Genomic DNA, 22,897 nt, shown 5'->3' on the forward strand with positions numbered 1-22,897 from the left:
TACGACCGCCTAGCGGTCACCATCGAGCCCGCAACACCTGGGCTCCCTTCAGAAAGAGAACACCGCAGATGTCACCTGACAACTACGAAGACCTGCCCGCGGATGAGGATTTCGCCGAGCGCCTCGAAGGCCTCGATGACGAACTCATCAGCCAGCGCGCCAGCGCGCTGCGCCTGGGCCTAGACGAATACGACCTGGATGAGGACGACTTCGACGTCCTCGCCGGCGTCACCGATGACCCCAACGCGATCCGCTACCTGCCGGCCCTGCCGGTTGTGGCGATCGTGGGCCGCCCGAACGTGGGCAAGTCCGCACTGGTCAACCGTATCCTCGGCCGCCGCGAGGCCGTCGTGGAGGACACCCCCGGCGTGACCCGTGACCGCGTTACCTATAAGGCCGAGTGGAACGAGCGTAAGTTCTCCCTGGTCGACACCGGTGGCTGGGAGCCCGATGCCCGCGGTATCGACGCCTCCGTGGCCGCCCAGGCCGAGGTCGCGATCGAGCTCTCCGACGTCGTGATGTTTGTGGTCGACTCCAACGTGGGTCCCACCAGCACCGACGAGCACGTCGTGAAGCTGCTGCGCAAGATCAACAAGCCCGTATTCCTCGTCGCCAACAAGGTGGACGATGTGCGCCAGGAGCCCAACGCCGCCTCGCTGTGGTCGCTGGGCCTCGGCGAGCCGTGGCCGGTTTCGGCCCTGCACGGTCGTGGCGTGGCCGACCTGCTGGACGCCATCATGGGCAAGCTGCCCGAGGTGTCCGCGGTCGCCAAGCAGGAGGTCGGCGGACCCCGTCGTGTCGCCCTGCTGGGACGTCCGAACGTGGGCAAGTCGAGCCTGCTGAACAAGGCCGCCGGTGAGGAGCGCGTGGTTGTCAACGACCTCGCCGGAACCACCCGTGACCCGGTGGATGAGCAGATCACCCTGGCCGGTAAGGTCTGGCGTTTTGTGGACACCGCCGGTATCCGCCGCCGCGTGCACCTCTCCCAGGGTGCCGACTTCTACGCCTCGCTGCGCACCTCCGCGGCCCTGGAAAAGGCCGAGGTCGCGGTTGTGCTGATCGATGTGACCCAGCCGATCTCCGAGCAGGACGTCCGCATCATCGACCTGGTGCTGGAATCCGGTCGTGCCCTGGTTCTCGCCTTCAACAAGTGGGACCAGCTGGACGATGACCGTCGTCGCTACCTGGAGCGCGAGATCGAGCAGGACCTGGCCCACGTGGCCTGGGCACCGCGCGTGAACATCTCGGCCCGCACCGGCCGTCACCTGGAGAAGTTGGTTCCGGCCCTGGAGCTCGCGCTCGAGTCGTGGGACACCCGCATCCCCACCGGCAAGTTCAACGCCTTCCTCACCGAGCTCGTGGCCGAGCACCCGCACCCGCTGCGTGGTGGCAAGCAGCCGCGCATCCTGTTTGGTACCCAGGCGATCAGCCGCCCGCCGACATTCGTGCTGTTCACCACGGGCTTCCTGGACCCGGGTTACCGTCGATTCATCACCCGCCGTCTGCGCGAGGTGTACGGCTTCGAGGGTTCGCCGATTCAGGTCAACATGCGTGTGCGCGAGAAGCGCGACCGCACCAAGAAGTAGTCGCAACGCATAAACGCGGCCGTCCGGTTTCCCGGGCGGCCGCTTTTATATGTGCGGGCGTTTAGATCCGACCGATTCGAGATGCGGCAGGTGCCTGGGTGGGGCGGCGAGAACGGCCGAGGCCGCCGCGTTTTAGGCGCCGGGGAGCGGGAGCGCCGAGGACAGCAGCCGGGCGGTGTAGGGGTGCTCGGGGGCCGCGAAGACCCGGGCGGTGGGGCCGTGCTCGACGATGCTGCCCGCGTGCATCACCGCGACGTTCTCGCACAGCTCCTGCACTACGCCGAGATCGTGGGAGACCAGGATCAGGCTCAGGCCCAGCTCCTCCCGGAGCGAGACCAGGAGCTCAAGAATTTGGGCTCGCACGGTCACATCCAGCGCGCTGAGGGGTTCGTCCCCCACCAGCAGGGTGGGCCGGTGCACGATCGCCCGGGCAATGGCCACGCGCTGACGCTGGCCACCGGAGAGCTGGTGCGGGTATCGATCGGCAAATTCAGCCGGGAGTCCCACCTGAACCAGGACCTCGTGGACCCGTGCCCGTCGGTTTTCGGGCAGGCCGAGCCCGATCAGGGGTTCGGCGATGATCCGGCCCACGCTCATCCGCGGATCCAGCGAGGCATACGGATCCTGGAAAACCACCCCGGTGTGCTTTCGGAACCAGTTCAGGGTCTTGCCACGAATCTGCTTGCGCACCGATCCCTCGGAGCTGACAATGGTCTGCCCGTGGAAGTCGACCCGTCCGCTGCTCGGGGCATCCAGAGCGGTCAGCAGGCGCACCAGGGTGGACTTGCCCGAGCCGGATTCCCCGACGATGCCGAGGCTTTCCCCGTCGTGCATCACCAGATCGGTGGGGGCCAGCGCCACCCGCTCGCCGCGTCCGGCGGTGCCGCGGGGCACGTGGTAGCTGCGGCCGAGCCCGACGGCCTGAAGCAGCGGGGGGCCGGGGAACGCCTGTGGGGGGAGGGGCGGGTTAGTCATTGGTGGATTCCTCCCGAGCGATCGGAGCCGGCCGGAACGCGGTGCGGCGGGCGGCGGCCAGCAGGCGGCGTCCCAGCTCGGACTGTGGATCTTCCAGCAGGGCCCGGACCGGCGTGGATTCGACCACCCGGCCGTCGGCCAGGACCACCGCGTGATCGGCGATCTTTGCGAGCACCGCCAGGTCGTGGGTGATAAACACCAGGCCGCTGCCGCTCTCGCGCACGAGGGAGTCAAACGTGTTGAGGATCTCGGACTGCACGGTCACATCCAGCGCGGTGGTGGGCTCATCCGCCAGCAGATAGCGCGGACCGGCCGACAGCGCGGCGGCGATCGAGACGCGTTGCCGCTGTCCACCGGAGAGCTCATGCGGGTAACGGCGCAGAATCTCGGCGGGCTCGGGCAGCCCCACCAGCTCGGCCAGTTCGAGCGCCCGGGCCCGGGTCTGCGCCTTCGAGAGGCGGCCGTGCAGGCGCGCGGGCTCGGCGATCTGCCGTTCGATCCGGCGCAGCGGATTCAGGGCGGTACGCGGTTCCTGGAAGACCATCGCGATCCGGTCCCCGCGGATGGCCGCGAGTTCTGGATCCGGGCGGCCCAGCAGTTCCTCACCGTCCAGCCGGATGCTCCCGCTTGCCCGGGCACCCTCGGGCAGTAGCCCCAGGATTGCCAGCGCGGTGAGCGACTTCCCCGAACCGGACTCGCCGATCAGGCCCAGCCGCGCGCCGGGGTACACCTCGAAGGAGACCTCGTGCACCACCGTTCGTGCGCCGAAGTCGATGCGCAGATTCTCGACGATCAGGCTCATCGTGTTCCCTCCGGTGTCTCGGGTGTCTCCGACATCGAGGCGGCTTCAGATGTTTCCGGGGATACCGGCGCGATGCGAGCGGGCACCGCCTCGGACAGGATCGGGTCGGCCAGGGTGGGGTCGGTGACGTCCCGCAGTCCGTCGCCCAGCAGGTTGAAGCCCAGTACCGTGATCGTGATTACGGCCCCCGGCCAGAACACCGAGAGCGGCTGGACGCCGATATAGGTCTGTAGCTCGGAGAGCAGGCGACCCCAGGACGGCGTATCCGCCGGGGCACCGTAGCCGAGGTAGCTCAGTCCCGCCTCGGCGAGGATCGCGATGGCCATGCCCCAGGAGAGCTGCACGATCAGCACCGGCAGGATGTTGGGGATCACATGGCGTCGCAGGATTCCCAGGCTGCCGATGCCCGAGGCACGCGCCGCCAGCACATAGTCGGCGGCGAGGACCGCGCGAATCTCGGGCCGAGTGACCCGGGCGATGTTCACGCCGAACCCGATCGAGACCGCCACGATCACCACGAGCAGCGAGCCACCCCAGGCGGCCGCGAGCAGCATCGCGATCAGCAGGGTCGGGAAGGCGATCAGCACGTCGATCAGCACCGCCACACCCTCGCGCACCCAGCGCCGGGTCAGCGCCCCGAGCGAGGCCAGCAGCAGCCCCAAAATGCCCGCCCCGAGCGCCGAGCCCACGGCCACCAGCACGGTGACCCGGGAGCCGGCGAGGATCAGGCTGAAGATATCGCGACCGGAGTTATCGGTCCCAAACGGATACGCCCAGGTGGGGGCGAGCCAGCGCCGGGCCGAGTCGGTGAAGACCGGATCGTGCGGGGTCCACACCAGTGACACCAGTGCCGACAGCACCAGCACGGCCACCACGATGGCCCCAAACACGCCTGCGGGATGCCGGAACAGTCTTCGGAGCGGGTTCATCGAGCCACCTCCCTCTGGCGCGGATCAAGCAGGCGGTGCACCACGTCGACCAGGGTGCCGATGATCAGTACGATCGCGGTGAGCACCAGGATTTCGCTCTGCACTTTGGTAAGGTCGCGGTTGCCCACATCGGCCACCAGCATGCGTCCGATCCCGGGCAGGGTAAAGAGGTTTTCTACCAGCACCGTTCCCACCAGCAGGCCGGCGACCTGGATGCCCAGGACCGAGACGATCGAGAGAGCAACGCTGGGCAGGCCGTGGCTCAGCAGCGCGCCGGTGCGGGTGCGCCCGGCGGCGGCCGCCGTGCGTACAAAATCCTGACCCATCACGCCGAGGGTCGCCGAACGCACGAAACGGAGCATCGCCGCGCCCTCCACGATTCCGATGGTGAGCGCCGGGAGCAGCAGCGAGCGCAGCGCCGCCGCCGGATCCGACCAGCCCGCGCGTGGGAAGCCCTGTGCGGGCAGCCAGCCCAGCCACAGCGAAAACACGATCACCAGCAGCATCCCGGCCCAGATCACCGGCACCGCGGCCAGCGCCTGTGCGCCGCCGCTCAGCGCGAAGCCCGCCGGACGTCCACGACGCAGCGCGGCGGCAACCCCGAGCGGACCGGCGATGGCCAGCCCGATCAGCATCGAGAGCAGCGCGAGCGGCAGCGTGACCTGTGCCTTCTCCCAGATTTCCCCGGCCACCGGGGTTCCGGTGACCACCGAGTTGCCGAGGTCCCCGCGCAGCAGTCCGCCGATCCACTCGCCATACTGAACCGGCAACGGACGCTCAAGTCCCAGGCTGTCGCGAATCGCGGCCAGCCGTTCGGGGGTCGCATCGGTGCCGGCGATCACCTGGGCGACGTCGCCGGGAAGCAGTCGCAGCGCCAGGAAGATCAGCACGCTGGCCACCGCGAGCCCGAGGACCAGCAGGAGGGCACGCGTCAGCAGGAATCGGGTCATAGGGTACAGATTTTACTCGGAAACCGCGAGGTTTCCGAGGTACAGCCGTGAGGTCGTGGAATCGGTGGGGAAGCCGGTGACGCCCTTACGGATCGCGGTCAACGCGGTGCCGGTAAACAGCCAGTCGGCGGGGTTGTCCTGGGCGACGATCTTGGCGGCCTCGGCGAGCTTCGCATCGGCGACCTTGGGGTCGGTGGCCGCCACGGATTCCTTGTAGAGCTCCTGAACCTGCGGGTTGTTGTACCCGAAGTAGTAGGTGGGGTCGGTCCAGTTGGCGAAGTCGCGGGACTCGGCATGGTTGACCAGCGACAGGTCAAAATCGTGGTTGGTGTAGACATCGTTCAGCCAGGTGGGGAACTCGACCCGGTTGACCTTGAGGGTCACACCGATGTTCTTGAACTGGGAGGTCAGCACGTTGGAGATCACGGTGGGGTAGTGGTTGGCCACGGTGAGGGTCAGCGTGAGGTTGCTCTGTCCGGCCTCGGCGAGCAGTGCCTTGGCCTTCTCCGGGTCGAAGGGAACCAGCCCGGTCAGATCCTGATAGCCCGGATCCAGCGCGGGGATCGGACCCCCCTGGGGAACGCCGGCCCCACCGATCGAATCGATGATCGCCTTGTGATCGATGCCCAGGCGCAGCGCCTCGCGCACCTTCGGATCGGCCAGCGCCGGCACCTTGGGGTTGAACACCAGCGTGTACTTATCGGTGGTGCGGCCCTTGGTGAGGGTGATGTCCTTATCGCGTTCGAGCTGCGGGCTCAGGCTCGCATCCACGCCGGTCTGCACGTCCAGGTCACCGGTCAGGGTCGCGTTGATCGCCGCGGTCGGGTCCGGAATATAGGAGAACACCACCTCGCGTACCTTGGCCTTGGTGCCGTAGTAGTTGTCGTTGCGCTCCAGCTTGAGGCTGTCGCCCTGCTTCCAGGCGCCGGCCTTGAGCTCGAACGGCCCGGTGCCGTTAGCGCTGGTGGCCAGGTCGTTGGTGGCCTTCTCCTCGAGGATCTGGCCCGCCCGGCCGCCGAGGTTCCAGAGCAGGTTGCTGTCGGGGTTGGCGAGTTCGATAACCACGGTCTGGGGATCGGGGCTGGAGACGTTGCGGATCGCGGCGAGGGTTGCGTGATCCTTGATCGAGGCATCGGTCACCACCTGGTTGAGCGACCACACCACATCGCTGGCCTTCAACTCGGCACCCGAGTGGAACTTCACCCCGTCGTTGAGGGTGAAGGTATAGGTGAGGCCGTCGGCGGAAATCTCATGTGACTTGGCCAGGGCATCCACGACCGACCCATCGGCCTCGCGACGTACCAGACCCTCATAGACGTTGTCCAGCAGGACCTGGTCGAGGGCGACGCCGGAGGTCTTGCGAATATTCAGATCCGTGGGCTCCAGGATGAGACCCACGTTGACCGAGGCATTGGTGCCCGTGTTGTCCGAGGTGGACGGGGCAGCACAACCGCTGAGGGCCAGAACCGTGGCCAGGCCGGCGGCAAACAGAAGCCGGGAACGAGGGGTGCGCATGGGTGATGCCTTTCAAACGTTCGGAGGGGCGGGGTGAGCCCATCCCTATTTTCACCTACTTTTCCCCGAATTATCGCCGTCGAACGCCCCGCTGTCCATTTGTGACGTAATCGAGAAGACGGCACACGCGTGGGGAAAATCGGCTCTGGCGTTTGGAGTTAGGTAAGCCTATACTGAAGAGGAAATGATCTCGACCACTGCCGCACCCAGCACCCGCCGCGCCCCGCACTCTCCCGCCGGACACGCTCACCGCGTTACCCATCTGGTAGCCGGCACGTTTGCTGAACTCCCCGAGATCGAGGCCCTCCTGGCCACCCTGCCGATGTGCGCCACCGGCCGCGTCTTTGTGGAGGTTGATACCGCCGATCAGGTGGGGATGCTCAGCGCTCCCAGCCGGATGGTGGTTTCCTGGCTGGTGCGCGCCGATCGTACCGGTGCCCCGGGCACCGGACGGGCCTGTGCGCCCGGTGAAGCGCTCTCGCGGGCGGTTCAGGCATGGGCGGCCGAGATGCTGTGTGCCGAGACCATCGAGACGGTGGACATCGCGGACGCCGCGGAGATCTCCGGGCGTGACGCAGCGGCGCGGGTGTGGCTTTCGGGCCCCTACACGGCCGTGGCCGACTGCTTTGACTATCTGACCGAGTCGCTGAGCCTCCCGGCATCCGCCGTGGATACTCCGGCCCGGTTCGGTCTGCGCCGCTAACTGCATCCACCCGGTCGTTGGTGTTGTGCCGCTAACTGAGCCCACCGGGTCGTGGGTGTTGTGCCGCTAACTGAGCCCACCCGTAGCCTAGCGGCGGGGTAGGTAGCCGCCGTCCTCCAGACCGGCCTCGATCTCAAACCGGTTTTTCAACGGATTGCGTCCGGCCACGGCATACAGCAGGGGCATCAGCATGCCATAACGCTGCCACTGGCGCTTATGGATCGCCTCATGCCGAAGAACCGTGGGGGAGTCGTTGGTATCGGTCAGATACACCCCGCCCACGCACACGCCGCCGCGGCCAAAGGCCCAGTTCGGCAGCCCGGTGAAAACGATCAGTCCCGCCTCGCGACGAATGCGCCCGGTAGACCAGATCGCGCCCCAGATGCAGCCCACGGTGGTGGCATAGAGGTAGCCGAGCCGGCTGATCCAGGAGTCAACAAACGGGTTCATGATCTGCTCTCTCGCGGGGAAGGTTACTGCGCTCACGCTATCACCGTGCCGGTCTTTGCGGCCGCCTGGCGGTGATGCCGTGCGCGAACACGAAGGGACGCACGAAAAATCTCGTGCGTCCCTTCGTGTGTGCGGTAGCTACTCGATTACGCGGTAGGTCTGTGCCTCGATACCCGCGGGCTTCTGGGCGGCCTTGAGGGCCGCGAGACGGGCATCCACTTCGGAGAGCTCCCCCAGGTCCTCGAGCGCCTCAAACTGTGCGTCCAGGCTCGATGCCGCCAGCTCTGCCTGACCACGAACCTTGGCCTCCTCGCGACGAATCTTGTCTTCAAAGCGGGAGACCTCGCTGGTGGGATCGAGGATATCGATGCTCTTAACCGCGTCGGCGACCTTGGCCTGGGCGGCCACCGACTTGGCGCGGGCAGCCAGCTCGCTGCGCTTGGACTTGAGCTGCTCGAGCTTCTGCTTCATACCGTTGAGACCGGCCTTGAGCTTGTCGACAACCTCGGTCTGCGCGGCAATCTGCGGTTCGGCGGCACGCGCCTCGTTCTCGGCACCGATCTGACGCTGCAGCGCAATCTTGGCCAGGTTGTCGAACTTATCGGCGTCGGCGGCGTTCCCCGCGGCCCGGTATTCGTCGGCCTTGAGGCTCGCGGCGAGGGCCTTGCGGCCCCAGTCGGCGGCGTTCTGCACGTCGGCGCGGTGGTCATCCTCCAGCAGGCGCAGGTTTCCGATGGTTTCGGCGATTGCGCCCTCGGCATCGACGATCGAATCGGTGTAGTCCCGCACCAGCTGGTCGAGGATCTTCTGCGGATCTTCGGCCGCATCCAGCAGCGCGTTGATGTTGGCCTTGGCGAGGGTGGCGATTCGGCCGAAGATGGACTGCTTTGCCATGGGTGATTCCTTTCGATGAAACGTGTCGATCTGGGGGGAGTGGCGCATCTACCACTCTGGCCTAGAAGCGGCCCCCGCCGCCACTGGACCGACCGCGTCCGCCGGATGAGGAACCGCCGGACGAGGATCCGCCGGCGGAATCCCGTGGACGCCGACTTTCGGTACGCTCGGCTCGGCGTTGGCGTGCCTGCTCACGTTCGAGTTCGCGGACCCGTTCGATTTCGCGTATCTGATCGCGTTCGGCGCGGGCGACATTCTCACGGGCGATCCGTGCGCGCCGGGCCTCGGACTTCTGAGCGCGCGCCAGATCCTTGGCCTCGCGTGCGTGCCGTTTTGCGTCCTCGGGGGTGGTGGGACCCGCGGGGGCCGCGACGAAGCCGGCGCTGGCCTCGGCCCGGGACCTCTGAACGTCCTCGATTGCGTGGGTGAGGGCGGCCGAGGCCTCATGCAGCTTGTCCAGAGCACGCAGCGGGTTGGTATCGCCCCGGGCCAGTGAGACGGTCTGTTCGGCCAGGTTTGCCAGAGGCGTCAGCACGTTGACGTTCTCGGATATCCCCCGGGCGATGGTGATGAGCTGTTCGAGAATCGTGGACTGGGAGAGCACCCGTGAGGCGGCTTCGGCCAACTCGCCTCCTCGAGCGGAGATCGTCGAGGCGAGCGTGGTGGCCTGGGCGGTCATACTCTGTGCCCGCTGGATTGCGAGGGCTGCCGCGGACGAGTCGCCCCGAACAAGACCCGATTCGGCCGATTCGAGCTCGGTGCGGGTGGCCGTGATGAGCGCTTCTGCGCGGGTGAGGTTGTCTTCGGTCGAGGTCAGCACGGAGCCGCCGTAGCGAGCGCGCAGGCGATCCAGGTCGGCCCGCGCCACGGGGATCCCGGCCTCCGCCCGACTGACCTCCTCACGCACGGATATGAGCAGTGCGCCGGCATCGGCCTCGATGTGGCGAAGCGCCGCAAACCTCTGGCGCTGGGCCTCGACATTCGCCATCGACGCGGCACACAGTGCGATGATCCGGGTGGTCCACTCGCGGATTTCCTGCTCGGTGTCCGGGATCTCATCGGTGAGTTTTTGCTTGAGGGCGAACGCCTCGGCCAGGTGTTGTTTCGCCCGGGCGAGCGACTCGGAGAAGTCTCCCACGCTGGAATCCCCATACTGCGCCGCCGCAAAACCGAGGTCCTGTTCCGCCATCCGCACCGCATCATCGGTGGCGACCAGCGCACTATCGGCCTCCCGGCCAAGCTCGTTGATCGGACGGAGCCCGGGCGGGGGCGCGGGAGCAGCGGGAGCCGGGACGCTCACCGGAAGGCGGATCGGTGCCGGTGCCGGTGCCGGTGCCGGAGCCGGTGTAGGCGCGGGCACGGTCGCCGCAATCATTGAGGCAGCCCGAGCCGATCTCAGCGCGCGGGATGCCCGTCGCCGCCGAACAAGAATCCACACCAGCAGCGCGATCAAGAGGAACGGAAGTGTTACCAGGATCACGGCGGCGATTGCCGTTCCGGGCGTAATCGGCTTGGCCGCAGCGACCGCGGTCGCGGTCGGTTTGGGCAGTGGCTCGGAGAGTCCCGAGAACGTGGCCAGGGCTGCCCCGGTGAAGTCGCCCACGGTCAGTTTTGGTGCGATCAGCCGACGTTCGATCTCGAGCAGCCGAGCCTCGGGGACCCGCCCCAGGCTGGGCGCGGAGAGGAAGAAGGTGCGCCCCTCGGTGGCGATGGCCAACAGGTACTGCTGGGCGCCTAGGCCGTTCTTCGTGGCCACCGCATCGGCCCACTGCTGGGCATCCTCGGGGTCGGCAAAGCGATCCACCAGGACGATCCAGACATCAAAGAACTCATCTTCGGAGAGCTTGTGACTGGCGGCCTCAATCTCGCTCACCTGCTCGGATGAGAGGACACCCGCCAGATCCGCAACGCGTCCGTTCCCCAGTTCGATCGGGGCTTGCCCGGTGGAGGCCGGGGTATCGGCGGTGGCGGTGGCGGCCGAGGCCGAGAGGGAACCACCCGACACCGTGAAATACGCGGTGAGCAGGAGCAGCCCGACCAGGACCAGGGTACGCGTGATCGAGAATGATGCTCCGACCGGGTGGCCGTTTCGAAGGGGGAGGAGGGAGGTCATGACCGGCTTCCTGTACGGGGTGAATCCTCGGATCACGTTATCATCGCGCCGGCGCCGAGAGCGGGTTTGTGGCAGCGAAAACGGGGGATGGCGGCGAGTGCGCGCATCCCCCGTTCATCCCACCGGGCTACTCCAGCGCCGGTAACGAGCTCGAGCCGACCGCCGGAGTCGGCTTCCCCGCCTTGAGGGCGGCGAGACGGGCATCCACCTCGGAGAGTTCGCCGAGGTCGTCCAGCGACTCGAACTGAGCATCCAGGGTGGAGGAGGCCAGCTCGGCCTGACCGCGGACCTTGGCCTCCTCGCGGCGGATCTTGTCCTCGAAACGGGAAACCTCGCTGGTGGGATCGAGGATGTCGATGCTCTTGACGGCATCGGCGACCTTGGACTGAGCCTCGGCCGACTTGGCTCGGGCGACAAGTTCGCTGCGCTTGGACTTCAGCTCCTCAAGCTTCTGCTTCATCCCGGTGAGGCCGGCCTTCAGCTTGTCGACAACCTCGGTCTGGGCGGCGATCTGCGGTTCGGCCGCGCGTGCCTCGTTCTCGGCGCCAATCTGACGCTGCAGGGCAACCTTGGCGAGATTGTCGAACTTATCGGCGTCGGCGGCGTTGCCCGATGCCCGGTACTCGTCGGCCTTGCTGCTGGCCGCCAGTGCCTTCTTGCCCCAGTCCTCGGCCGCCTGGATGTCGACCCGGTGGTCGTCCTCCAGCAGGCGCAGGTTTCCGATGGTTTCGGCAATCGCGCCCTCGGCATCCGAGATCGAGCCCGTGTAGTCCCGGACCAGCTGGTCGAGGATCTTCTGTGGGTCCTCGGCCGAATCGAGCAGGGCATTGATGTTGGCTTTGGCGAGGGTCGCGATGCGACCAAAAATGGACTGCTTTGCCATGTTGTGCTTCCTTTCGATGGTGGTGCTGATGGTGAAGGTGCTGCGAGTGAAAACCTGTGGGCGACCTGGGCGGTTAGAAGCGGCCGCCTCCGCCACCGGATCTGCCGCGTCCACCGGAGGAGCTGTTGCCGCCGCCACTGCGACCGCCCCCGCCTCGACCGCCGCCGCTGCTTCGACCGCCGCCGCTGCCACCCCAGCTTCCACCTCCGCCAAAGCTGCCGCCACCTCCGCGGCCGCCGCCGAAGAGCGAGTTGAGGATGATTCCGCCGAGGATCGCGCCGCCCAGTCCGCCGCCGCTGTTGCCACCGGTGCCGCCGCCAAACATGCCGCCGTCGCCGCCGGAGAAGCCGCCCACATCACGCTGAGCGAGGGCGAGGGACTGACGGGCGAGCGCATCGGCGCGCTGGGCGTGGGTCAGCGCGGTGGCCGGATCGGAGGCGGCCAGCTCGCGGGCCTGAACCAGCGATCGCCCACCCTCGGCCAGGGCGGTCCGGGCATCCGCGCCGATCGCGCCGCGGCGGGCAACGATGTAGTCCTCGGCCGCCGAGAGCTGCGACTGGGCCGACACCAGGGTGGCCTGGAGGGAGGAGGACTGACGCTCGGCGCTGGCTTGGATTCCGCGGGCTTCGGCAAGGACCTGGGTCAGTGCCTGATCGGTCTCGCCCAGCTTTTCCAGGGCGCGGATCGGGTCGGTATCGCCGCGCGCGGTCTCGACCGACTGTGCGGCCGCATCGATGATCGGGGCAAAGCGCCCACTGCCTTCGGGGAGTCCGCGCAGCGCAGCCAGGTCGTGTTCCAGATCGGAGATTTGGGCGGTAACCTGCGCGCTCGCCGCGGCAAGTTCCTCGCCGTGCCGGGTCACCGCCGAGGTGAGTCCCGTGGCCTGGGCGGCGGCCTCCTGCGCCGCATGGATCGCGACCGCCGCGGCAGACCGGTCGTCGGCGGCGAGTTTCTGCTCGGCCAGCCCCAGGGCGTTTTTTGCGAAGGCCACCCGTTCGGTAGCCTGGGTCACGTTATCGGCGACCGGTGCCAGGGCCGAGGCCGCATAGCGAGTGTTGAGGGCGGCCAGGGCGGATTGGGCCTGGGCGATTCCGGTCTCGGCGCGGTCGGTTTCGGTGCGCACGGCCTGGATCAGGGCCGGGGCGTCGGTCTCGATCTTGCGCAGCTCCTCAAATGCTGCCGTCTCGTTGGTGAGTGCGGTGATCGAGGTTGTGCAGAGTTCGATGATCTGGATGTTCCAGTCCCGCGTCTCCTGCTCGGTGTCGGGGATATCATCGGTGAGCTTCTGCTTGAGCGTGAACGCCTGGGCCAGGCTGGTGCGTGCATCCTCCAGCGCACGGGAGAACGCGGTGCTGGCGTCCTCCCCATACTGGGCAATTGCGAATCCCAGCTCCTGCTCGGCGGTTTTCACCGCATCGTCCGCGGCAATCAGCGCGCTGCCGGCCTCGCGCTCGAGTTCGACGAGGGGGCGCTGCTGCGGGGCATCGGAGCGGGCCGTGCCCGTGCGTCGGCGGCGGGTGACCAAGAAGAGGACGATCGCCACCGCGGCGATGACCAGGATCAGCAGCAGGATCCAGCCTCCGCCACCTTCGGCACCGCCCGTGCCTCCGAGTCCGTCGATGGCGGCCTGGGCGGCCCCGGCGAAGTCGTTCTGGGCGAGCTTGGGTTTGATCTGGTCCTGCTCGATCTGGGTGAGGCGATCGTCGCTGACCGGCCCGTTGGCCGGCGCAGACAGGAAGAAGCTGCGACCCTCGACGGCGATCGCGAGGAGATACTGTTTGGGGCCGAGCCCATTGTTGGTCGCGACGGTATCGGCCCAGCGCTGGGCATCCGAGGGATTCTCGAAGGTGTCAACCAGGACGATCCACAGGTCCAGTCCCGATTTTGAGGACAGCGCTCGGCTCGATTTTTCCAGATCGTTGGCCTCGGCACCGCTCAGCGAATCGGTGAGATCCAGCACGCGTCCGCTGTCCAGCTGCACCGGGGCCTGCCCGGGGACGCGGGCCGAAACCCCCGCCGAGGGCGCGAGGATGAGGCCTGCGATCAGCGCGGCGAGGAGGAGTAGCGGCAGAAGAAGCGGGATGAGGGAACGGCGTTGATCAACCTCGGTGCCCGTCATCGGGTGCCCTGTTTGGCGCATACGTCGCCACCTTCCCCTGGTAATTCGCCGTGCGTTAGGCCGATTCTAGGGCCGAGTAACGCCGTTAGTCCACAAACGCTTGGCATCAATTCGGGGGATGTTCCCGCGAGTATGACCGAAGATGACAGCCCAGGCTCGCATCTTGGAGCGTTAACCCGCAGAATGGTAGAAATGTCTGCCGATCGTGAAAGGAGCCCCGACATGACCATCACGCGTGAACTCGCCGTCATCGAGGTAGTTTCCCAGCGCCCGCACGCACGGGCTTACGAACGGTACACCCGGGCGATGATCGACGGGCTTGTGGCCCGGGCAGAACTCGCCGGATGGTCGGTAACCCGCGTCTGCGCGGAGGACCTCGGCACCGAGCGCCTGCTCGAGCGCACCCAGAATGCCGACGCGATTGTTGTGTGTGGTGGCGAAGACATTGACCCCCGCTTCTACGGGGGCAGCGAGGTGTATGAGGGGCGTGGCAAGCACTACCCCACCGCCGATGCCGCCCAGATCGCCGTGGTTCGCCGCGCCGCGACCGCCGGTACCCCGCTGCTGGGCATCTGCCGCGGACACCAGATCATCAACGTGGCCTTCGGGGGCACGCTCGTCGAGCACATTGAGCACCCCGGTCACCGCAACGAGTTTCTGCCCATTGAGTACCTGCTGACCGAGCACCCGGTGCAGCTGGATCCCGAGTCGGACCTGGCCGCAACCCTGGGCGAGTCCTACATCCTGGGCCAGAGCGCCCACCACCAGGTCATCGAAACCCCCGGTGCCGGGCTGAGCGTCGTGGGCTGGGCTCACGACGGACTGCCCGAGGCCGTGGAGCACGCGACCCTGCCGATCACCGGCGTGCAGTGGCACCCCGAGGCACCGGCCGCACCCACCGAGCAGCTCGATGCGCTGCTGGCGGGCCTGGGAAGCCGGGTTCGCGGTCGTTCGCTGGTTGCAGCTTAGACACACACTCGGGTTTTCCTTCCCGCCGTGCTGTACATCCGCTCGTACGGCCCGAACCGGCACGGTTTTGAACCGCGTCGGCTCTCCGAGATAGGTTAGCCGGGTGGACTTTGATCAATACGGCAACGACGTTCTCGCCGGTAACTGGCGTACCCGCGGCACCCTCACCTCGGCCGAAATCCCCGCCGATAACGGCCTGGTGGTGGAAGAGGTGCAGAGCGGCTGGGTTGGTGCCGTGGTGGGTATCGAGACCCGCATGGTGAAGCTGGAGGATCGGCACGGCAAGGTGCGGGTGTTCCCGCTGGGCCACGGATTCCTGGTCGACGGCAAACCGGTTTCGCTGGTGGTCCCGAGCCGGGCTCAGGCCCCGGTACGCAAAAAGACCGCGTCGGGTTCCTTCGCCGTGGCCGATGTTCCGGCGCGGGTTGCGCGGGCCAGTCGCATCCTGGTGGAGGGACGCCACGATGCCGAGCTGGTGGAGAAGGTGTGGGGCGATGACCTGCGCATCGAGGGCGTCGTGGTGGAATACCTCGGCGGCATCGATGATCTCGATGCGCTGATCGCCACCTATCAGCCCGGTCCCGGCAAACGGATCGGTGTGCTGGTGGACCACCTGGTGCCCGGGTCCAAGGAGAGCCGGATCGCCGAGAAGGTCCGCGCCGGTAAGTATGGCGACTCGGTTCTGATCGTGGGGCACCCCTACATCGACGTATGGCAGGCGGTCCTGCCCGGCCGGCTCGGCATTAGCGAATGGCCCACCGTGCCTCGCTCGATCGAGTGGAAAAAGGGCATCTGCAAGGCGTTCGGCTGGCCCTACGACGACCAGGCCGACATCGCCCGCGCCTGGCAGACCATCCTGGGTCGGGTACGCACCTTTGCCGACCTGGAGCCCGCCCTGCTCGGCCGGGTCGAGGAACTGATCGACTTCGTCACGGGCGAGCCCGAATAGGCGCGGCGCGCCTGAGCCGGCGAACAAGGAGGGGCCGGTCGCACCTTGCGACCGGCCCCTCCTTATGTCGGGGCGGATTAGACCGCGGCGGCGGAGGGCTCCGCGGCCCGGGCCCGGGCGCGGGTGAATTCGCCCCCGCGCAGTCGGCCGGCGATCAGGAGTACCACCAGTGCACCCAGGGTCATCGCCGCACCCACCCAGAGCGGGGAGGTGTATCCCAGGCCCGCGCCGATGGTCAGTCCGCCGAGCCACGCACCCACCGCGTTACCGATGTTGAACGCCGCGACGTTGGCGCCCGATGCCAGGGTCGGTGCCGCGGCCGCATGCGACATGATGCGCATCTGCAGGGGCGGGACGGTGCCGAAACCGAAGCCACCCATCAGGAAGAGCGCGGCAATCGTGATGATCGGGCTCTGCGCGAAGGCCGCGAAGAGTGCCAGAACGATGGTCAGCCCGATGAAGGAGGCCAGCAGGGTGCGGGCGGGGAATCGGTCGGTGAGCTTACCGGAGATGATGTTTCCGATCACCATGCCGGCACCGAAGACGATCAGCAGCCACGGAACCGCGCCGGTAACAAAGCCGGACACGTCGGTCAGGGTGAAGGCAATGTAGGTGAAGGCTCCGAACATTCCGCCAAAGCCCAGGATGGTGAGCACAATCGAGTACCAGACCTGCGGGTTTGTGAACGCCGCGATCTCGCGACGCAGGACGCCGGGGGCGGGCTTCTCGCCGGAGTGTGAGGTATTGGGCACCAGGATCATGATGCTGATAAATGAGACGATGCCGATGATCGTGATGGCCCAGAAGGTCGAGCGCCATCCGGCCGCCTGACCGAGCAGGGTCCCCAGCGGAACTCCGGCAACGTTGGCAATGGTGAGGCCCGCGAACATTGTGGCAATCGCGGCGGCCTTGCGCTCGGCGGTTACCAGGCCGGTAGCGACCACGGTTCCGATGCCGAAGAATGCGCCGTGGCACAGGGCCGCGAGGATCCGGCCCACCAGCATCATCGAGTAGTCGGTCGCCAGGGCCGAGACGAGGTTGCCGGCGATGAAGAGGATCATCAGGCCCAGCAGGGCCTTCTTCTGATCGAAGCGCAGCAGGGCCGCGGTAAGCAGCACCGCGCCGAGCGCGACGCTGAGTGCGTAGCCGGAGATCAGGTAGCCGGCGGTGGTTTCGCTCACACCAAAGTCGGTGGCGACTTCGGGGAGCAGGCCGAGGATGCCAAATTCGGTGAGGCCAATGCCAAATCCGCCGATGGCGAGGGCATAGAGGGCGAGGGGCATGAGGTCTCCTTGAGTGCGACTGGGCGCGCATCCGGGATGCCGTCCAACATAAATATCCCGCGCCCGCAGTAGTTGCAGGCGCGGGATATATTGTTGCACGCGCGGGATACCCGCGCAAGCACGGCGGCGTGGCTCGCGGATAACCGGGGAGGAAAACCGCCGAGAAAATCCGGGAGATTAGGGCTTCAGAGCCCTGCCCAGGCCGCGTGCGCGGATCAGCGCTATCGCACCCAGCGGAAGCAGCACACCGGCACTCGTGCCCAGGATGATGACCGCCGGGCTCAGGATCGCCGCGGGGGAAAACTCGGCCGGCATCACCCAGAGGAGGAAAACGACACTCAGCGTGGCGATGCCGCCGATCCCCGTCAGCTCGATCGCGGTCAGACGCCGCAGCCTGGAACGGGCCCACCCGCTCACCCGAACCAGGGTTGTCGCCTGCCGGGCAAAGACCTGATTCTGGCGTGCGGTGGTGCTTGCCGTGAGCACACACGCGGCCAGCATCCCCGCACCCAGAGTGGCGAGCAGGGCGGGGAGTTGCGCGGTCCCCAGCAGCGAGCCCAGCGGCGTACGCGCGGTTTCGCGCAGCGCCACGGTGAGCAGACTCGAGGCGAACAGGGCGGTGGACACCAGGAAACCCAGCAGAACGCCCTGGGCGAGGATCGAGGGTATTCGGCTGACCGTGAGTCGCCAGGTTGCCGTACGCACCCGAACCCTCCAGCCTCGCTCCGGCGAGGTTGGGCGAGGCGAGCGGGTGTGTGTGAGCGGGACCTGCGCTCGCCGCCGGCGACGCGGCTCGGCCAGGCTACGTCGGGCCACAACCATCACCAGAACCGCAACCGCACTCAGACACAGTCCCGTCAGAACCGCGGTATCCGCCGCGCGGGTGGGAACCAGCAGCATGCCGAGAACACCGGCAAGGGCCACCGCCGTAAGAACCGGCACCCCCTCGGCCATGAACCAGCGAGCACGGCGAGCCCTGGTAAAACCGGCCACCCTGAGCACGGCATTCGTGCGACGATTCGCGCGCACCTGCACCATCCCCAGAACCGGCAGCATGAGCAGGGTCACCAGCACCGCGCCGATCCCGATGCTGCGTGCAAGCGAGGTCAGTGTGGAGACGGTGGACTGAGCCACGTTGAGCGAGAGCGCCTCCACCTCGACCCAGCCCAGGGGAGAAACCCGCTGTCGGTCCTGCGGCTCGGTGACCCCGAAGGCATAGTCGGGAACCCAGACCTGGACGCGCTGGCGCGATGAGCCGGCCACGATGAACGCCTCGAGGCCCAGATCCTGGATCGCCGCGGCAACCCGGTCGATGCGCGCCAGGGATTCGGCCGAATAGGTCTCGGCACCGGCCACTCGGACCCGGATTGCGGTTACCGGTGCCTCCACCCCGAGGGCGTGGGCACCCCGCAGCGAGGTCAGCGCGGTGGCGGGTTGAGCCACAATTCCCAGCCCCGACAGTACGGGTTCCAGCGGGGTGGGGGTGATCGGGTTCCCGCGGGCATCGGAAACCCGGGTGGCACGCACCGGATCGTAGGCACCGAGCGGTGCGGCATCCTCATTGCCGGTGACGATCCGCGCGTTGTGGTACTCGCCCACGATCAGCGGGGCCCCGAGCTCGGTCGATCCGGCGCTGCCGACCCGCAGCGCGCTGGGGGGCTGATCGGAGCGGAACGTTTGGGTCTGACCCGGCGTGAGTCCGTCGGGTTGCTGGCGTGAATCCAGGGGGAGCGAGCGGATGAATCCCTGTGGTTCCAGGGTGGCCGCGGGGAGATCCGAGTCCGGGGCCGGGATATGAGAGGGGGCCGGGGAGAGTACGGTGGCCCCCACGCCGGTGACCGCCGTCGGCTGAACGTAGGTGGTGGGAATGCGGGCATCGGTGCCGGGCCAGGGAATGACGATTCCGGAACCGGCGAACGGGGTGAGCGCCGCCGCGGCATCCACGGTGGCCTCACCCACCGACGTGAACTCCGTGCCCGAGTCACCGTGTGTCCCCAGTTCGAAGCCGACGCGGAGCGCGAGTTCGGGGAGCGCGTCGCGGGCAACCACCACCGGGGCGACCGGGGCATCCGCGCCATACTGTCCTCGCAGGGCCGGGGTGTTGCGCAGCTCCGGAACCAGGGCTTCCAGAGCCTGGCGGGTGGGGCTTTCGGGGCCGAGGTTCGCCAGAAGCTCGCCGCTGGCCGGGGAGGAGTTCTCGTCGGTCGCGGCCAGTGCGGCGTCGGCGTCGGCCAGCGCCGTGAGCGCCGCGGGGGCACGGTCTCCGAGCAGGCGTCGCTCGGCATCCGGATCCACCGCGAACACGGTGGAGGCGACCGAGGGAAGGGGCCAGATTCCCAGCCTCAGGGTGTCCCCGCTCAGGGTGACCTCGGCCGGGACATCCCCGGTCACGGCAATGGTGCCCGCGGATGGCCCCACATCACTCTGCCCATCCCAGGCCCGTGCGTCGATGGTGAGGGTGGCCGAGCGCGTGTCGGCGATGCGTGGACCGAGACCGTCGTTGGTGGTCGCGGTCCAGGTGAGTCGGATGTTGCGCACCGGATTCTCGCGCAGCAGCGAGGCGGGTATTTGGATGATCGGGAAATCTCGCACATCACCCATCCGGCCGAGGAAACCGATCGGGGCGGAAATCTCGACCCCGTCGATCTCGGCGACACGGGCCACCCGTTCCGGCGCGATGGCCGGTGCCGAGGTGTTGGCGAAGTTGGGATCAAGAAGCGTCGGTCCGCCCGAGAAGTGATCCTCCGCGGGAGCGCGGACCAGAATATCGTAGGATCCGCGCCAATTCTCATCCACCGCGTCCTGCAGGGCGGCCAGCCCCACCCCGGCCGTGAGCGGTTGGCAAAGGAGCGCGGCCGCCAGGCAGAGTACCGCCCAGACCTCGGCTCGGCGGCGCGCCCAGCGGCGGATCCCGCCGGGAATTCCCGAGGCACGCCGCATGGTCACAGGCGGATGATTCGGTCGGCGCGGTTCAGAACCAGATCGTCATGGCTAGCAACGAGGATCGCGGCCCCCTCCGTGCGCGCCTCGTCGAGAGCGTCCAAAACCAGGGTGGCGCTTCGCGCATCAAGACTCGCGGTGGGCTCATCAAAGATCAGGAGCGGGACGGCACGGAGCAGGGCCCGGGCAATTGCCGCACGCTGACGCTCCCCACCCGAGCACTCCCGTGGCCAGGAATCGGCGAGGTGTCCGATGCCCAGGCGCGTGAGCACCGCGTGGGCGGCGTGGATATCCGCGGTGCTCGGGCGCGCGATGCCAAGCAGGACGTTTTCCACAATGCGCAGTTCCTCCAACAGCGAGGAGCCCTGATCCAGATATCCCACGGTGGCGCTCCGCCAACGTTCGAGGGGGCGATCGGGCAGGGTGTGAAGGCGTGTGCTCGCCCAGAAAAGCTCCCCGGAGGTGGGTCGGACACCGCCCGCGCACACTTCGAGCAGGGTGGATTTACCGGTTCCGCTACGCCCGGATACACACACCATCTCGCCGGGGGAGACCTCGAGGTCCAGCCCGTCGAGCACCGGAACGGGTGTGCCGTCCGGTCGGGTTCGCACCAGCGTGACACGGTGCGCCGTGAGCCCGTCCGAGTGTGCGCGCGCCGTGGGCGTTCCCTGCTCGCTCATAGCTCACTTCCTCGGCCGCAGATGAGGGCGTGGGATGCCCCGGGTCCCCACCACGCTAGGCGGTTTGAGACCCGAGGTCAATCATCCAAACGTCATGCTTGTTGCCGCTTTTGCCCGTTTCCGAGCATTCGGCCGAAGGCGGGCCGAGCGATGGGGCTAGGCGGAAACGCGCTCTCGCACCGGGCGCGAGGCGAGGGTGATCACCCAGCCGATCGCCACGATCAGTGCGGCGAGCAGCATGAGTGGCGTGCCACCCACCGCATCAAAGATCAGGCCGCCGGCCAGGGATCCGATCGCGATTGATCCGTTGAAAACCCCCGACCACATCGAGGAGCTGGTTTCCACCAGGGCGGGATTCGCGACCCGGATCCACGCCTGCAGGGCCACCCCGATGCCTCCATATGCCGCGCCCCAGAATGCCAGTACCAGCAGTGCATACCAGATCTGGGTGGCGGCGAGTGGGATCAGCGCGGTCCCGAGGGTGATCCCCGCGAGTGCCCAGAGCAGGGCAGTGCGTGGGGACCGTCCCGCGAGGGCACCGATGGCAAAGTTTCCGGCGATGCCGGTGAGCCCAAATACGGCCAGGGCGATGACGATCAGGGTGGGGGTAATTTCGGGGTTGGTTTCCAGGACCGGGCGAATGAAGGTGTAGGCCCCGAAGTGACCGATGACCACGAGGGCGGTGATGATGTAGCCCGTGCGCACGCCGCGATCGCGCCACGGGATAAACAGCCCGCCGAGGCCCGCACGTTCGGTGGTGGGTAGCGCGGGCATCGCGATACGGGCAAAGATTGCCGCGAAGGCTCCGAGCACGGCCAGGGCCCAGAAAGCCGTGCGCCAGCCGGCGAGGTTGGCGATCAGGGTGCCCAGGGGTAGGCCCAGGACCATCCCGATTGACACACCCGAAAAGATCGCGGTCATCGCGCGCCCGATGTGGGCGGCATCGGCGAGGCGGGCACCCAGGCCGCCGGAGCTGGCCCAGACGATTCCCATCGAGATCCCGATCAGGACGCGGGCGAGGGCGAAGACGGCAAACGTGGTGGCCACGGCACTGAGGACGTTGGCCACCGCCAGCAGAATGAGGAACGCGATCAGGGCCGTGCGTCGGTCCAGGCGCCCCAGGATGATCGGGGTGAGGGCGGCCACGATGGCCGCCATGATGCCGGTGATGGTGAGCGACATTCCGGCCAGTCCCGGGGCAATGCCCAGGGCGTCGGCGATCGGGGTGAGCAGACCCACCGGCATCATCTCGGCCGTGACCACGCTAAAGGTGGAGAGGGCAACCGCGAGGATCGGTGACCAGCGGAAGGGGGGAGTGGACATGCTGACTGCTTCTTTCACGCGGGATTAGGGTTTACATACGCAAGGTATGTGAGTGATGTTAGGTCACATACGCCATGTATGTCAATTCATATGCGCTGCGTATGTGAATGTTCTTTTGTGGGTGGGCGCGCTACGATGGCCGCGGAGGAATCATGCCCAAATCAGAACGTCGCACGCGCACCGAGATGCTGGATCACACGCGGGAGCAGCTCCTGGCGGCCGGTCGGCGCTTTTTTGCCGAGCAGGGCTATGCGGCAACCTCGATGGACGAGCTCACGGCCTCGGTGGGGCTCACCCGAGGCGCGCTCTATCACCACTTCGGTGGCAAGAGCGGACTGATGGATGCGGTGGTGCGCTCGATGGATGATGAGTTGTGCGTGGAGCTGCGCGCGATCCTCCGCTCCACCGAGGACCCGCTGCTGGCACTCGCTCGGCGAGGCCGCGCCTATATCGAAAAGACCCAGGCCCCCGAGTTTCAGCGCATCATGTTCACCGATGCGCCGGCGGTCGTAACCGATGCGGTCGAGGAAACCGCCCGTGCATGCATCGCCACCCTGGCCGAGGTGGTTCAGGATGCCAAGGATCGGGGGACCGTCTCGGAGCGGGTGTCTCCCGTGGTGATCGCCACGATGCTCAACGGTGCGCTGGCCGATGCCTCGCGCTGGGTGGCGGCGGCGAGCGGTGAGGCAGAGCGCGAGGAGCGTCTGGATGCGGCCATCGAGTCGGCCGCGGCCCTGGTAGAGGGCCTACGACTCTAGATACGCGAGCGCGTCGTTGGGATCGCGGTTAACGCAGAAACTGCGACATGGAAAACCATGTCGCAGTTTGCATTTG

Annotated in this window: 19 protein-coding genes; 5 read left to right on the forward strand and 14 right to left on the reverse strand. The window is 67.2% G+C overall.

Translation table 11 applies throughout. From position 1 onward, the window contains the following. Window positions 1-68 precede the first annotated feature (68 nt). Entirely contained in the window at window positions 69-1,586 is a 1,518-nt protein-coding gene (der, locus tag M2390_RS00105) for a ribosome biogenesis GTPase Der (protein ID WP_030142845.1), read from the forward strand. Between the two features lie 132 nt (window positions 1,587-1,718). Here the strand turns inward: der and M2390_RS00110 are convergent, their stop codons facing one another. Genes M2390_RS00110 through M2390_RS00130 form a run of 5 tightly spaced genes read right to left on the reverse strand, consistent with a single transcriptional unit; the run spans window position 1,719 to window position 6,757 of the window. After that, the gene (locus M2390_RS00110; protein WP_259176173.1) at window positions 1,719-2,561 is read right to left on the reverse strand and encodes an ABC transporter ATP-binding protein; all 843 of its coding nucleotides are present in this window, start codon (window positions 2,559-2,561) and stop codon (window positions 1,719-1,721) included. Beyond that, entirely contained in the window at window positions 2,554-3,363 is an 810-nt protein-coding gene (locus M2390_RS00115) for an ABC transporter ATP-binding protein (RefSeq protein ID WP_259176174.1), read from the reverse strand. The genes M2390_RS00110 and M2390_RS00115 overlap by 8 nt, the downstream gene beginning before the upstream one ends. Next, window positions 3,360-4,292: an ABC transporter permease gene (locus M2390_RS00120; RefSeq protein ID WP_259176176.1), complete on the reverse strand. Its 933-nt coding sequence runs from the start codon at window positions 4,290-4,292 to the stop codon at window positions 3,360-3,362. Before M2390_RS00120 ends, M2390_RS00115 begins: the two co-directional genes overlap by 4 nt. After that, window positions 4,289-5,242, reverse strand: coding sequence for an ABC transporter permease (locus M2390_RS00125; RefSeq protein WP_259176177.1), 954 nt, complete (start codon window positions 5,240-5,242; stop codon window positions 4,289-4,291). Before M2390_RS00125 ends, M2390_RS00120 begins: the two co-directional genes overlap by 4 nt. Before the next feature lie 12 nt (window positions 5,243-5,254). After that, entirely contained in the window at window positions 5,255-6,757 is a 1,503-nt protein-coding gene (locus M2390_RS00130; RefSeq protein ID WP_259176179.1) for an ABC transporter substrate-binding protein, read from the reverse strand. Between the two features lie 184 nt (window positions 6,758-6,941). Here M2390_RS00130 and M2390_RS00135 point away from each other — a divergent pair, with 184 nt between their 5' ends. After that, a complete protein-coding gene (locus M2390_RS00135) occupies window positions 6,942-7,460 on the forward strand; it encodes an SIP domain-containing protein (protein ID WP_259176180.1) in 519 nt (172 codons plus the stop codon). An 87-nt stretch (window positions 7,461-7,547) separates the two neighbouring features. On the opposite strand, the gene M2390_RS00140 is transcribed toward M2390_RS00135, so the two are convergent. From M2390_RS00140 to M2390_RS00160, 5 genes are all read right to left on the reverse strand, one after another. After that, entirely contained in the window at window positions 7,548-7,910 is a 363-nt protein-coding gene (locus M2390_RS00140; protein ID WP_259176786.1) for a Fe-S oxidoreductase, read from the reverse strand. A gap of 138 nt (window positions 7,911-8,048) precedes the next feature. Beyond that, entirely contained in the window at window positions 8,049-8,804 is a 756-nt protein-coding gene (locus tag M2390_RS00145) for a PspA/IM30 family protein (protein WP_259176181.1), read from the reverse strand. A 61-nt stretch (window positions 8,805-8,865) separates the two neighbouring features. Next, window positions 8,866-10,917 (reverse strand): TPM domain-containing protein, encoded by a 2,052-nt coding sequence (locus M2390_RS00150; RefSeq protein ID WP_259176183.1) that lies wholly within the window; start codon window positions 10,915-10,917, stop codon window positions 8,866-8,868. Between the two features lie 127 nt (window positions 10,918-11,044). Beyond that, window positions 11,045-11,800 carry a PspA/IM30 family protein gene (locus tag M2390_RS00155; protein ID WP_259176184.1) on the reverse strand — a complete coding sequence of 252 codons (756 nt, stop codon included), beginning with the start codon at window positions 11,798-11,800 and terminating at the stop codon, window positions 11,045-11,047. A gap of 73 nt (window positions 11,801-11,873) precedes the next feature. Further along, a complete protein-coding gene (locus tag M2390_RS00160) occupies window positions 11,874-13,919 on the reverse strand; it encodes a TPM domain-containing protein (RefSeq protein ID WP_259176185.1) in 2,046 nt (681 codons plus the stop codon). 222 nt (window positions 13,920-14,141) lie between these two features. On the opposite strand from M2390_RS00160, the gene M2390_RS00165 reads away from it, so the two are divergent. Both M2390_RS00165 and M2390_RS00170 read left to right on the forward strand, forming a co-directional pair. Then, window positions 14,142-14,888, forward strand: a complete 747-nt coding sequence (locus tag M2390_RS00165) for a gamma-glutamyl-gamma-aminobutyrate hydrolase family protein (protein ID WP_259176186.1) — start codon at window positions 14,142-14,144, stop codon at window positions 14,886-14,888. Window positions 14,889-14,991: 103 nt separating this feature from the next. Next, window positions 14,992-15,837 carry a DUF3097 domain-containing protein gene (locus M2390_RS00170; protein ID WP_259176187.1) on the forward strand — a complete coding sequence of 282 codons (846 nt, stop codon included), beginning with the start codon at window positions 14,992-14,994 and terminating at the stop codon, window positions 15,835-15,837. Between the two features lie 77 nt (window positions 15,838-15,914). Here M2390_RS00170 and M2390_RS00175 read toward each other — a convergent pair whose 3' ends face one another. The 4 genes from M2390_RS00175 to M2390_RS00190 form a co-directional block, all read right to left on the reverse strand. Further along, window positions 15,915-17,120 carry an MFS transporter gene (locus M2390_RS00175; protein WP_259176188.1) on the reverse strand — a complete coding sequence of 402 codons (1,206 nt, stop codon included), beginning with the start codon at window positions 17,118-17,120 and terminating at the stop codon, window positions 15,915-15,917. A gap of 177 nt (window positions 17,121-17,297) precedes the next feature. Beyond that, window positions 17,298-20,066, reverse strand: coding sequence for a hypothetical protein (locus tag M2390_RS00180; RefSeq protein ID WP_259176189.1), 2,769 nt, complete (start codon window positions 20,064-20,066; stop codon window positions 17,298-17,300). Further along, window positions 20,063-20,740, reverse strand: coding sequence for an ABC transporter ATP-binding protein (locus M2390_RS00185; RefSeq protein ID WP_259176190.1), 678 nt, complete (start codon window positions 20,738-20,740; stop codon window positions 20,063-20,065). The genes M2390_RS00180 and M2390_RS00185 overlap by 4 nt, the downstream gene beginning before the upstream one ends. 156 nt (window positions 20,741-20,896) lie before the next feature. Beyond that, window positions 20,897-22,063, reverse strand: a complete 1,167-nt coding sequence (locus M2390_RS00190; RefSeq protein ID WP_259176192.1) for an MFS transporter — start codon at window positions 22,061-22,063, stop codon at window positions 20,897-20,899. A gap of 152 nt (window positions 22,064-22,215) precedes the next feature. On the opposite strand from M2390_RS00190, the gene M2390_RS00195 reads away from it, so the two are divergent. Further along, window positions 22,216-22,821, forward strand: coding sequence for a TetR/AcrR family transcriptional regulator (locus tag M2390_RS00195; protein ID WP_259176193.1), 606 nt, complete (start codon window positions 22,216-22,218; stop codon window positions 22,819-22,821). Window positions 22,822-22,897 lie beyond the last annotated feature (76 nt).

The sequence above is a fragment of the Mycetocola sp. BIGb0189 genome, from assembly GCF_024810155.1.
Taxonomy (GTDB): Bacteria; Actinomycetota; Actinomycetes; order Actinomycetales; family Microbacteriaceae; genus Mycetocola; species Mycetocola lacteus.

Excerpts from the sequence above, each read along its gene's own strand:
- der (WP_030142845.1), top strand. The coding sequence starts at position 69 with ATGTCACCTGACAACTACGAAGACCTGCCCGCGGATGAGGATTTCGCC.
- M2390_RS00110 (WP_259176173.1), bottom strand. The coding sequence starts at position 2,561 with ATGACTAACCCGCCCCTCCCCCCACAGGCGTTCCCCGGCCCCCCGCTG.
- M2390_RS00115 (WP_259176174.1), bottom strand. The coding sequence starts at position 3,363 with ATGAGCCTGATCGTCGAGAATCTGCGCATCGACTTCGGCGCACGAACG.
- M2390_RS00120 (WP_259176176.1), bottom strand. The coding sequence starts at position 4,292 with ATGAACCCGCTCCGAAGACTGTTCCGGCATCCCGCAGGCGTGTTTGGG.
- M2390_RS00125 (WP_259176177.1), bottom strand. The coding sequence starts at position 5,242 with ATGACCCGATTCCTGCTGACGCGTGCCCTCCTGCTGGTCCTCGGGCTC.
- M2390_RS00130 (WP_259176179.1), bottom strand. The coding sequence starts at position 6,757 with ATGCGCACCCCTCGTTCCCGGCTTCTGTTTGCCGCCGGCCTGGCCACG.
- M2390_RS00135 (WP_259176180.1), top strand. The coding sequence starts at position 6,942 with ATGATCTCGACCACTGCCGCACCCAGCACCCGCCGCGCCCCGCACTCT.
- M2390_RS00140 (WP_259176786.1), bottom strand. The coding sequence starts at position 7,910 with ATGAACCCGTTTGTTGACTCCTGGATCAGCCGGCTCGGCTACCTCTAT.
- M2390_RS00145 (WP_259176181.1), bottom strand. The coding sequence starts at position 8,804 with ATGGCAAAGCAGTCCATCTTCGGCCGAATCGCCACCCTCGCCAAGGCC.
- M2390_RS00150 (WP_259176183.1), bottom strand. The coding sequence starts at position 10,917 with ATGACCTCCCTCCTCCCCCTTCGAAACGGCCACCCGGTCGGAGCATCA.
- M2390_RS00155 (WP_259176184.1), bottom strand. The coding sequence starts at position 11,800 with ATGGCAAAGCAGTCCATTTTTGGTCGCATCGCGACCCTCGCCAAAGCC.
- M2390_RS00160 (WP_259176185.1), bottom strand. The coding sequence starts at position 13,919 with ATGACGGGCACCGAGGTTGATCAACGCCGTTCCCTCATCCCGCTTCTT.
- M2390_RS00165 (WP_259176186.1), top strand. The coding sequence starts at position 14,142 with ATGACCATCACGCGTGAACTCGCCGTCATCGAGGTAGTTTCCCAGCGC.
- M2390_RS00175 (WP_259176188.1), bottom strand. The coding sequence starts at position 17,120 with ATGCCCCTCGCCCTCTATGCCCTCGCCATCGGCGGATTTGGCATTGGC.
- M2390_RS00185 (WP_259176190.1), bottom strand. The coding sequence starts at position 20,740 with ATGAGCGAGCAGGGAACGCCCACGGCGCGCGCACACTCGGACGGGCTC.
- M2390_RS00190 (WP_259176192.1), bottom strand. The coding sequence starts at position 22,063 with ATGTCCACTCCCCCCTTCCGCTGGTCACCGATCCTCGCGGTTGCCCTC.
- M2390_RS00195 (WP_259176193.1), top strand. The coding sequence starts at position 22,216 with ATGCCCAAATCAGAACGTCGCACGCGCACCGAGATGCTGGATCACACG.